This is a genomic window from Secundilactobacillus muriivasis, assembly GCF_054785195.1.
Genome location: NZ_BAABMI010000086.1, coordinates 1 through 10,216, shown reverse-complemented (window position 1 = coordinate 10,216; position 10,216 = coordinate 1). Strand labels below are relative to the sequence as shown.

The window sequence follows — 10,216 nt, the reverse complement described above, 5'->3', positions numbered from 1 at the left end:
TCCATATACTGGGCATATTTCTGAGTGACATTTTCGGTTTCACCCGCCCATTCACTAAAGGTCGTCAAGGTTTTCTCAGATAGGAACCGATAAAAAATTAACCCTAATAAATAATTTTTATATTCAGAAGCGTCCATTTTCCCACGTAAGACATCGGCCGCATTCCATAGGGCGCTTTCAAGCTGACTAGCTTGCGTTGTTTTTTCTGACATTGTTTAACCTCACTTATTTTTGTAGATAAATTGCTAAATCGTGTTCAATAAACTGCCGCCAAGCGGCCTGGGACTTAATCCGGTATAGTGGCAAAATAGCTGGAATCTTCGGCCCAGCGGCAGTTTGAGCTTGTAAGGCCGCTGCTAAATTCGCTGACTGCGTTAATTCTTGTTCATGATGCCATTCATCGGTACCCACGGTGTGTTCACGCGCCACCCGCAATAGGGCTGTTTGATCTAAGCCCCACGTGTGGGCGAATACCGACGTTTTTTTAACCAATTGTCTCTGGGCATAATCAGCCACCAACTCCCGAGCATTCAACGCTACTGGTGCTTGATTTTGGTCACTCTGTTGCTGAAACTGTTGCATTTGTTGCTCAATATAAGGCATGGCTTCGCGAATTAACTGGGCCTGTTGCGGTTGTGTTTCCGCTAATTTATTCAAACTAGCCTGTACTTTGGCACTATTTTGCAGGTAATCCGTCATATGGGCTTGGGCTTGATCAGGTGTCGTGTACTGTTGCTGCTCATCAATCCAATCTTGAATTAATTGCGTCAAATAATCATAATCCACCAAGACGACTGAACCAACGGCTAGGGAAAAGTCTAAGGCAGCTAATTCTTCGGGGACTTTCTCAGGCTCTTGGTTAGTAACCGCCGCTTTAATCCGCAGATATTTACCCGTATAGGATTCTACTTCGGGCTGAGCGATACCAAAGGCCTTTTCACTATTTTTCCAAGTGAAATCGTTGTACATGGATAGCGAGTTCAATTGCTGATTCACTTGGCGAAATGCTTTCACAAATTGCACCTTGGCAGTAGTTCCTTTCAGGTCATCGGCCGCCGTCGGCGTCGGGGCAATGGTTTTTAAATCGTCCACGGCCTTTTGAAATTTTAAGACGGCCTGCTGATAAGTGGGACGAATGATGACATTAAAAGAGCCTTCGCCACTATATAACTTGTAAGCTTCACGTTCATTAGCTTCCATGATTGCCGGTACCCGAAAGGTCACAATTTGGCCTTCTTGTTTTAATTCCCGGTTTTGGAGCCGGTTGGTGCGTGAGTAGGCTTGAATAAGTTCTTGATAGGCTAAGGTGCGGTCAACAAAGAGCGTGTTTAGCCGAGGGGCATCAAAGCCTGTTAATAAACGGCGTACGACAATCACTAAATTAATTTCTTGATCGGTTTTCAAATGAGCAAAGACCGCCTCACGCCGGGCAGCCCGTTTTGCGACATCTTCGTTATAGAGATTCAAATCGGCTAAATCAAAATTAGTATGATACTGCTGATTATAATCCTTTAAAATGGTGGCCATTTGGTCATGTTTGTGCGCACTCTGATCTTCGTTTTCACTTAATGAATAAGTAATCGCAATTCGGGGCCAATCAGGATCTAGCTGATTGTGAGTAGTCTTTTTCGCGGCTTTAAAGGCTTGATAATAGCGTTGCGCCATTTCAATGGAGCTGGTGGTTAAAATCGCATTGTAGTTGCCATGCCCCAAGCTGGTTTTACGTGGGCCTTTTTGTAAAATATATTGAACAACTTGGTTAATATGTTCATCAGTCTCAAAGTCAGCCGGAGTTAAATACGTTTCTTCCAAGTCCTTGACTGACATCGCTTGAATCTTGGCTTGAATTTTCGCTTCATCAGCCATACTCAGCAGGCGGCCTTGCTTATCACGACGCGCTTTGACGCGCTGAGTTTCTTTTTCGAGGGCCCGGGTTATTAACGTGTCTTTCCCAATCGTCGTTACGTGTTCCACGTTAAACGGTAACACGGCTTGATCCTCTAAGGCGTCTCGCAAGTTATAAACATGACAGACTTTACCAAATAGTTCCTCAGTGGTAACCGCTAGATCACCCTTGAGCTGTTTCTTATTTTCATTAAAGATGGGAGTGCCGGTGTAACCATACCAATTACTATTGACAAACGCGTCCCGAATTTCCTTTTGCATCTTACCAAACTGCGACCGGTGGGCTTCGTCAACAAAGAAGATCACCCGTTGCTTTAAAGTCTTGCTAAAGCGGGATTGCTTACCGGTTGCCAACTGGGCTTGCGTTTTTTTGACCGCCCGATGGAGTTTTTGAATCGAGGTAACCAAGACCTTACCGTCATTTTGTTGCAACTTACGCATTAAATCACCGGTATTTTGCGCTTCGTTAATGGCAATATCATCATTGGCAGCATAGGCACTAAAGTTGCTAGTTGTCTGTTCATCTAAATCCCGCCGGTCAACTAAAAAGATGACCTTATCCACACCAGGATCTTGCGCAGCTAATTTAGCGGTTTTATATGAGGTGAGTGTTGTACCAGAACCCGTGGTATGCCAAATGAAACCATCCTGATGGTCATGAATCCGGTGCATCACGGCTTCAATCGCATAAATCTGATAAGGCCGTAAGAGAATTAAGCTCTGACGTTCTTGGTCGATGACCGTATATTCACTGACCATTTTGTGGGCCATGGGAATATTAAGGACTTGGCGCGTAAACGCTAAGCCGTTTTCCACGGGGTGATTATCCCGCGTTCGCCAATTGAACAAAAAGGCTTTATTGAAATGATCCGGTTCGGCATTCGCAAAATACGCCGTACTATCCGGCGTCATGATCACAAACATTTGCAGCAGCGAGTAAATCCCCGTATATTTACCTTCTTGCGCGTATTTTTCAATTTGATTAAACGCCTGGTTAAGTTCGACCGTGGCTTTTTTTAGTTCCAATTGAATTAAGGGTAACCCATTAATCAATAGGGTTACGTCAAAGCGGCGATCAGGATCGACGTCTTGAGTACCAGCTAACCGTTGCCGGACCGCTTGCCGCACCACTTCATAACTAGATTTACCGCCAGCGACGTCCGCTTTCCAAAACAACTCCAGCGTCACCGTGCCCAGCTTAGCATCATCACGTTCAACTTCAACTTTGCCAATGCCATTTTCGGCGGCTAATAATTTAGCCGCTTCGTAAGGTGTTCGGACTTCAATCGCCCGTTTGACTTGATTAAATTCAGTATCCGTTAAAGGGCGTCCCTGCAATTTGGCATAGTTATTGTTGTTTAATTTATCGCGAAAATTAGCCCACAATTGATCCGGTGTCGCACCATATAGGTCTTTTCGTTCCACCCATTGGTTACTTCCGGTCGTTAAGGTTTTAACAACTTCTTTTTCAAACGACAGTTCCAACATAAAGACAGTCCTTCCCCCACTTTTAAATTACTCACTAGTTTATTATACGCGAACCGCTTGACGTTTAGGCTTCATAATTTAATATAGCCGGGATAGAATAAAGCTGGAATAGATAAATAACTAAAAAATAGGAAACTAATATTAATCAACCCCTTAAATTCGAGAGAGCTGTTCCAATAAATTTATTATGGTTCTCATAACGCAAATTTAAGAATACATTTCGTGATGTTCTTGCTTGCGATATGTCTCGCTCTTATCAACAATATAACTAATATAAGGCAAATTACAAGTTTAATCCGAACAAGCCCGGAAACTTTCAATGGCAGTCTGTTGATGATGGATTTTTAATGGTCGTTGATTAATAAGCTCAAGTGCTGCCAGGATTTCATCAGTCGTTATCTGGTCAAAGTTAGTCTTTTTCGGGAAAAACCAACGTAACCGTCGATTGAAATATTCATTGGATCCCCGTTCTCATGGTGAATACGGGTGACAAAAATAAACTTTAATCTGATAGTCTTGTTCTATGGATCGATAATCGGCAAACTCCTTACCATGATCAACAGTTATAGATTTCACTTGGGAACCGAAGGTCCCCATAAACTTTCCAAAGGTATCATTTAAGGCCTTGGCGGTGCGATTAGGGGCTTTGATAGCCCATAGAAGCCGGGTTTTACGTTCTACAAAAGTGACCAAACATGCTTGTGACTGACCTCGGCTAGAAAGTACCGTATCGACTTCCCAATGACCAAAAGCTAATCGCTGATTGACAGATTTTGGTCGTTGTTCAATGGAAGTCCCACTTGTAAATGTGCCACGATGCTCATTAGCTCGGCGCTGTCGGACATTTCGATTAGGTAGATCAGCCAAGTTGAAAGGTAACCAGCCAAGCTTAAGCCAGTTATAAATTGAAGCGGTGCTCAGGTTAAAAGCTGTCGCAATCGCTTCTGGTGACCAAGTTAAACGTAGGTGGTTGGTAATTAAAATTGTCAATGATGGCGTTAGAATTGAATGGCGACCACAAGCCCGCCTTTTATGATCTGCGTCTTGTTGCGCTAATTCGGGATCATAGGGTTTGACCCGATCTAATTCATAGCTAATAGTTGATTTGGCAACGCCTAAGGCGTCAGCCATATCTTGGTAAGTATGATGGCCTTCACTGACCAGTTGAGCTAGCGCACCACGTTGAAAACGTGATAAAGTAGAAGTACCCAAAGTAATCACTCCTTATAGCTGGTTGGAATTAACTACTACCATTGTAAGAGATTGCTTTGGGCCTTTTTTTATTTTTGTTCGGATTAATTATAGAATTTGCCACAAACAAAATTAATTATGATATTATGAGCATGTAGCATATATTGATTGTTTTAACATCGATTTTATGTGTTGAGGAGGCTTTTTATGAAAAAACGAAAAATAACAGTTTTAAGCAGTTTTTGCTTGTTCGTAATAGGAATCAGCCTCATGTTTTTACTTCCAAGTACAGTGCTCGCAAAGTCAGAAGGAAAAGTGGTGAATGTAAAATTAACCACCGCATTAAAATTGCTCAAACAAAAGAAAAGAAAGATAACGTATGTCCTCTATGCTTCTAGATACTGCATTCATTGTCAAAAAATGAAAAAGATTTACCGACAAGCTATTGCTAAGCATCCTAACAAGGAAATCTTTAAAGTCGATTTAGCTAACGAACCTAATTCTAGCTATAAAAAATTAAAGGGACTGCATGTAAATGCTATACCAACTTTAATAAAATACAATGGCACCCATGAGGTTACACGTTTAGTTGGAGAATCCAAAATTTCAGTAGTAGACAAGTTCTTACAATAAGGGTTCCTTAAAAATTAGAGGAGTTGTTGATTATGAGTAAGGCAAAACATTTTAAAAAAATATTTATCGGACTACTAATGTGCTCAGTTACTGTATTACTTGGCTCGTTCTTATTCCCAATTAATGGTTCGGCTAAAACTAGAGTTGGATCTTATTACCATAATTTAAATACAGAGCTTAAATATTCAAACTTGAGTGCAAAGGTTTCGTCTTTGAGCTCAAGCAATGCACAGCAAGATGTTTCTAATTTAAATAAAAGTGAGAAAATAAATAACTATTTAAATAATATAAAAATTTAAATAAAAGTGAGAAAATAAATAACTATTTAAATAATATAAAAAAACGTGGTTATACCAATGACCAAGACGCAGTCACACCATATAATTATCGTGCAACATCCTCAGTAGATCCTTCTATATCAACGGATGTTGTTTATAATGTTTAAAAAAATAATGACAAAAATACTACAATATTAACTCAAACGGTTGTTGATAAGAGCAATAATAAGGTTGTAAGCTTCTCTGCTGAGCAAGGTACTACTAAGAGCACATCACCAAAAACCGAATTTTCCGCCTCAAACAATGAACTGAATCAAATTAATATTCTGGCGAAAAAAAAGACAAAGCATTTTAAATTTCATGGCAAAGAATTTTCATGCGGTATGGCTGGTGTGTTAGCTTGTGGTTCCTATTGTGCAGTTTGGGCTGCCGTAAATGGCATCGCAGGTTTAGCTTGCGCTGTCGTGTGTGGCGCTGCATCAGAAGGTGCATGTGCAATGAATCATTAATAAGAGGCAATTTTTATGAAAAAATATGAGAAAAATTTACTCTTTTACACGACTAAAAGTTTACCCATTTCGGGAATAATTGTTTCTGCAGGTGCTCTATTATATTTTGTTATTTATCAAAATAACTATACATGCGCAGCTGTTTTATATTCATTTATTCCGTTAATTGGCACTGTTCTAATTGCATTACCTTTCTGGATCCTTGTATATCGAATTAAGAAAGGTAATTCTCATTGATAAATAAAACCTATCTAAAGATAAATTACAAGTTCTAATGCTACACTTCAAGAAATTAAAGATGATTTATAAAAAAGTTCCAATGTAGACTTTTACATTGTCCGCAAGATAAAAGTCTACATTGGAACTATGTTAACTTTTAAAGTTTACCTGCGTGCTTTGAAAAAATACCCAATATTTGAATGTCTTGCTATGCGTTTTCCTATCTATCCGATTTATCAACAAATTCCATTATTTTAATCGCAATCACGGTTGGCAATCCGATCACTAACAGCTCGATACAAATCACCAAAAAGCTAGTAAGTATCGCCCCAATACATCTAACGGCGCCCCAACCCGTTAATTCAGGGTGCCAAGTGTCCCAAATCGACTTAAGGCCGGATCCGTGCAGCACCATCGGTACAATAACCCACATTAATAGCCCCAAGGTCGCCAGCAGCGTGATAATCCCCATCACCATAACAATAATGGTAATTGTCCGTTGTAAGGTACTCTTTTCAAGTTGGATGTAAGCTGATTCCTGAGACAACTTTTAAGAGAGCGTATAATGAATAAATCGTCTCTCAAAAGGAAGGAATTTTTACATGCCAACTCGTTACGACAAAGAATTCAAACAAAACATCATCAACCTATATAAACAAGGCGAATCAGCCGCCCAACTGGCCAGAGAATATGGCATTGGCTATTCAACCGTTCATAAGTGGATCCAGGGCCAAGCCAAAACTCAATCCGGTAAATCGCCAGACGAAATTAAAGCGATGGAAAAGCGGCTGGCTTCCCTGTCTGAGGAGAACGAAATCCTAAAAAAAGCCCTCGGCTTCCTTGCGCAGAGATAACCGATATCTTTGATTATATCCAACAAGAAAGCCAAAATTACCAGGTAACTAAGATGTGGCGAGTCATCGGGGTTTCAAGAGCGCATTACTATCGCTATAAAGCCCACAGGCCCTCAAAAAGAAGTCTGGAAGACAAAGATCTGAAACAGCTTTTAGAAAAGGCCATTAGGGTATACCCTAATGGTCTTTTTTATTTCTGTGCTATACTAGGAATTACAAGTGTTCATTAGAACTGTCCAAAAGGAGAATTGGAAATGGCTAAAATCGGTTATGCGCGTGTGAGTTCCAAGGAGCAACATTTAGATCGACAGTTAGCGGCTTTAAAAGACGTTGATAAATTATTTACGGATAAATTAAGTGGGGCTAACACTAATCGGCCAGAACTGCAAAAAATGCTGGCCTATATTCGTGAGGGTGATATTGTAATGGTCACTGAATTAGATCGCTTAGGCAGAAACAACCATGATTTGACTAAGATCATGAACTCCATTCAAAATAAGGGTGCCACCCTAGATGTGTTAAATTTGCCGTCCATGACAGGGATTGCTGACCCAAATTTACGTCAACTGATGACCAACTTGATTATTGAACTCTATAAGTATCAGGCCGAAAGTGAACGTAAGCGAATCATTGAGCGCCAGCAACAAGGGATTGCCTTAGCTAAGCAGCAGGGTAAATATCATGGGCGCAAACCCCAATATGCCAAAGATGATCCCCGTTTGCAACATGCTTTTAAGCTTTATCGAGCTGGCATGAGTGACATTGATGTGTCCCGAAATACAGGTATTAAACGGACGACCTTTATTCGATACCGTGTGAAATACGGTATTAAAAGAAAATAGGGACCCTATTTTCTTTACTTATATTTTTGGAGGGTGTTTGGTAGATTGCAAATTTAATCCGAACAGCGGTCGGATTAATTTTACAATCTACCATTTAACATTAGCGCACACCCAACTCTTGAATTTGCGTTGAAACCACTAAAAGAAGCATTAGATGGATTACCTGAGCTTCCTTATAGAACAACGGTACACACAGATCAAGGATTTCAGTATCAACATAAACAGTGGCAAAAAACGCTTAAAACTCATCATACCTTTCAGAGTATGTCCCGTAAGGCGACTTGCTTAGATAACGCCGCCATGGAATCATTTTTTCATCTCATGAAAGCAGAGATGATGGATGAACACTTCGAAAATTCAGAAAGTCTCGCGCAAGCGATGACTGAATGGATTGAATTTTATAATAACCGTAGAATCAGGACCAAACTAAAAGGCAAGTCACCGGTACAATACCGAGAACTTGCCAATCAGTTAGCAGCTTAATTTAGTTGTCCAAACTTGTGGGTTCACTTCAGGTGGGTGGCTTTTTTGTGTGCATTCTGCTTCATTTAAACGGACAAGTATACGTCTAAAAGCTGAACGTGTTGTCTGAGCGCGCGTGGTGTTATTCGTTAATTTTGCAGTTATACAAGACGTCCATTCTATAGAACTATAGATCTATAGATATTTAAAAATCTCGCATATTTTGTTGAACAGCTCTAACACTATCTATTACCAATTTTTTGCTTTGGTTCGGCATATTTTGAACATAGCTTTCAACGATTTCGTTGAGAACCTCATAGTTTCGCTTATTTTCAATGGTAGCTATTTGCTTTATGGCCATATGAGTGTCTAATTGTGCCTGGACAGACTTTGGAGTATCTTTTGCTGTCAATCTACGTTTTGGCTTAATTAGTACTTGGTCATTTGGCATGCTTCTGTGTTGTTCTTCAAATTTTTGTGGCTCAATTTTCTGAGGTCGTGTGGTTTTATTCTTTCTAGTTTCTCCAAAAGCACCTAATCCCATTTTATCGTTAGCAGTCATTTTTTAACCTCTAATCAATTTTAAACGTTCTAATAATTCATCTACAACCAAATCATAAAGATAGTGAACCCTTCTGTCGTTTATGTCATGGCTAGCATTATTTGTTATACCAGTGCGATCAAATCGTTTTAGTCTAGCCATCTGACGCACCTTTTGTTTAAACATGTTTGCATTGCCGAAGCTTGTAGTTGCATCTTCGATAACGTCTAAATCTAAATCATTTCCGTTTTGTTGTAAGACAGGTAAAACGCCTAACAAATCAATGTCGAGAGAGTAATCGTCTTTGATTTGCAATAAGTGCTTAACGTATGTTTCTGCCCCTCGCAATGAGCGCTCTTGGGTTTGCAAAATAACAATAACGTAATCACTTGCAACCAAAGCGGAATCAGTAAATTTGTTTAATTGTGGGGGAACGTCTAATATTACAAAATCATATTTACTTGAAATTTTTGATAATAGTTTAGAGAAATAATGATCTTGTGTGTAGTCATCAGGAAACGAAGAGCTTAGAAATTTATCATAGTTCTGTAAATCATCATCCGAAGGAAGTAAATCTAAGTTATCATTTACATGAACAATTGCATTTTCTAAACTACCTTTTTTTAAAGCAACTTCAAGCGTTTCGCTAAAATCAGGTTTAGTTCCATACACTTGGCTCATTGTTGTAAACAGCAAGTCTGTAGCATTAGCTTGTGGATCAAGATCTACTATTAAGGATTTTTTCCCTCTATTAGATAAGGTGTAAGCAATCATAACAGCATTAGTTGTTTTTCCAACTCCACCTTTAAAATTCCCGGTTGTAATAGTTGTGGTCAACATAGACACATCCTTTTGGGAAAAATTATAGCACAAAAAAATAAAATTCTATAGAAAATTTTATTCAAATCTATAGAACTATAGAAATTAATATCTATAGAACTATAGAACTATAGATCTATAGTTCTAATAAATAGCGAATATTGCCGACATAGCAGCTCTATAGAACTATAGATTTATAGAACTATAGAAATGAACATCTATAGATTTATAGAACTATAGATTTATAGAATTATAGATTACATAGTTCTATAGAACTATGTAAAAAGTGCCTTTACTTATTCTTGCTATTGAGATATTATTTAGACATAAAATAGAACATAAAAAAACACCCACCGACTGGCATCGGTGAGCGCCACATAAAAGTCATCGTTATTTAATGACTATTATATCATGGCCGGTGCGATTTTTAAAGCCCTAGGGGACAAGCTGGGGTCTAAATCCAAGGGGACACGTT

9 protein-coding genes and 2 pseudogenes are annotated in these 10,216 nt (G+C 39.3%); 6 read left to right on the top strand and 5 right to left on the bottom strand.

Annotated features, from left to right (window positions below):
- From ACYVR3_RS15470 to ACYVR3_RS15460, 3 genes and pseudogenes are all read right to left on the bottom strand, one after another.
- The coding region (locus tag ACYVR3_RS15470) for a type I restriction-modification system subunit M N-terminal domain-containing protein (RefSeq protein ID WP_461244945.1) at nucleotides 1-212 on the bottom strand (212 nt) is incomplete at its 3' end.
- Between the two features lie 13 nt (nucleotides 213-225).
- The gene (locus ACYVR3_RS15465) at nucleotides 226-3,393 is read right to left on the bottom strand and encodes a type I restriction endonuclease subunit R, EcoR124 family (protein ID WP_461244944.1); all 3,168 of its coding nucleotides are present in this window, start codon (nucleotides 3,391-3,393) and stop codon (nucleotides 226-228) included.
- Nucleotides 3,394-3,684: 291 nt separating this feature from the next.
- Nucleotides 3,685-4,605, bottom strand: a pseudogene (locus ACYVR3_RS15460) (IS30 family transposase).
- A gap of 186 nt (nucleotides 4,606-4,791) precedes the next feature.
- On the opposite strand from ACYVR3_RS15460, the gene ACYVR3_RS15455 reads away from it, so the two are divergent.
- The 6 genes and pseudogenes from ACYVR3_RS15455 to ACYVR3_RS15430 all read left to right on the top strand — a co-directional run bounded on the left by ACYVR3_RS15455 (nucleotide 4,792) and on the right by ACYVR3_RS15430 (nucleotide 8,402).
- Entirely contained in the window at nucleotides 4,792-5,217 is a 426-nt protein-coding gene (locus ACYVR3_RS15455) for a thioredoxin family protein (RefSeq protein ID WP_034529862.1), read from the top strand.
- A gap of 32 nt (nucleotides 5,218-5,249) precedes the next feature.
- The gene (locus tag ACYVR3_RS15450; RefSeq protein ID WP_089110010.1) at nucleotides 5,250-5,516 is read left to right on the top strand and encodes a hypothetical protein; all 267 of its coding nucleotides are present in this window, start codon (nucleotides 5,250-5,252) and stop codon (nucleotides 5,514-5,516) included.
- 167 nt (nucleotides 5,517-5,683) lie between these two features.
- Nucleotides 5,684-6,004 (top strand): annotated as a pseudogene (locus ACYVR3_RS15445) (putative immunity/bacteriocin fusion bifunctional protein); the annotation flags it as partial.
- A gap of 821 nt (nucleotides 6,005-6,825) precedes the next feature.
- Nucleotides 6,826-7,077 carry a transposase gene (locus tag ACYVR3_RS15440; protein ID WP_089109983.1) on the top strand — a complete coding sequence of 84 codons (252 nt, stop codon included), beginning with the start codon at nucleotides 6,826-6,828 and terminating at the stop codon, nucleotides 7,075-7,077.
- 254 nt (nucleotides 7,078-7,331) lie between these two features.
- Nucleotides 7,332-7,919 (top strand): recombinase family protein, encoded by a 588-nt coding sequence (locus ACYVR3_RS15435; RefSeq protein ID WP_003596518.1) that lies wholly within the window; start codon nucleotides 7,332-7,334, stop codon nucleotides 7,917-7,919.
- A gap of 129 nt (nucleotides 7,920-8,048) precedes the next feature.
- On the top strand, nucleotides 8,049-8,402 hold the full coding sequence (locus tag ACYVR3_RS15430) for an IS3 family transposase (RefSeq protein ID WP_262352330.1): 354 nt from the start codon (nucleotides 8,049-8,051) through the stop codon (nucleotides 8,400-8,402).
- A gap of 184 nt (nucleotides 8,403-8,586) precedes the next feature.
- On the opposite strand, the gene ACYVR3_RS15425 is transcribed toward ACYVR3_RS15430, so the two are convergent.
- Both ACYVR3_RS15425 and ACYVR3_RS15420 read right to left on the bottom strand, forming a co-directional pair.
- Nucleotides 8,587-8,943 carry a hypothetical protein gene (locus tag ACYVR3_RS15425; protein WP_024526904.1) on the bottom strand — a complete coding sequence of 119 codons (357 nt, stop codon included), beginning with the start codon at nucleotides 8,941-8,943 and terminating at the stop codon, nucleotides 8,587-8,589.
- A gap of 3 nt (nucleotides 8,944-8,946) precedes the next feature.
- Entirely contained in the window at nucleotides 8,947-9,759 is an 813-nt protein-coding gene (locus ACYVR3_RS15420; RefSeq protein ID WP_147781539.1) for a ParA family protein, read from the bottom strand.
- Nucleotides 9,760-10,216 lie beyond the last annotated feature (457 nt).

Excerpts from the sequence above, each read along its gene's own strand:
- ACYVR3_RS15425 (WP_024526904.1), bottom strand. The coding sequence starts at position 8,943 with ATGACTGCTAACGATAAAATGGGATTAGGTGCTTTTGGAGAAACTAGA.
- ACYVR3_RS15450 (WP_089110010.1), top strand. The coding sequence starts at position 5,250 with ATGAGTAAGGCAAAACATTTTAAAAAAATATTTATCGGACTACTAATG.
- ACYVR3_RS15465 (WP_461244944.1), bottom strand. The coding sequence starts at position 3,393 with ATGTTGGAACTGTCGTTTGAAAAAGAAGTTGTTAAAACCTTAACGACC.
- ACYVR3_RS15455 (WP_034529862.1), top strand. The coding sequence starts at position 4,792 with ATGAAAAAACGAAAAATAACAGTTTTAAGCAGTTTTTGCTTGTTCGTA.
- ACYVR3_RS15440 (WP_089109983.1), top strand. The coding sequence starts at position 6,826 with ATGCCAACTCGTTACGACAAAGAATTCAAACAAAACATCATCAACCTA.
- ACYVR3_RS15435 (WP_003596518.1), top strand. The coding sequence starts at position 7,332 with ATGGCTAAAATCGGTTATGCGCGTGTGAGTTCCAAGGAGCAACATTTA.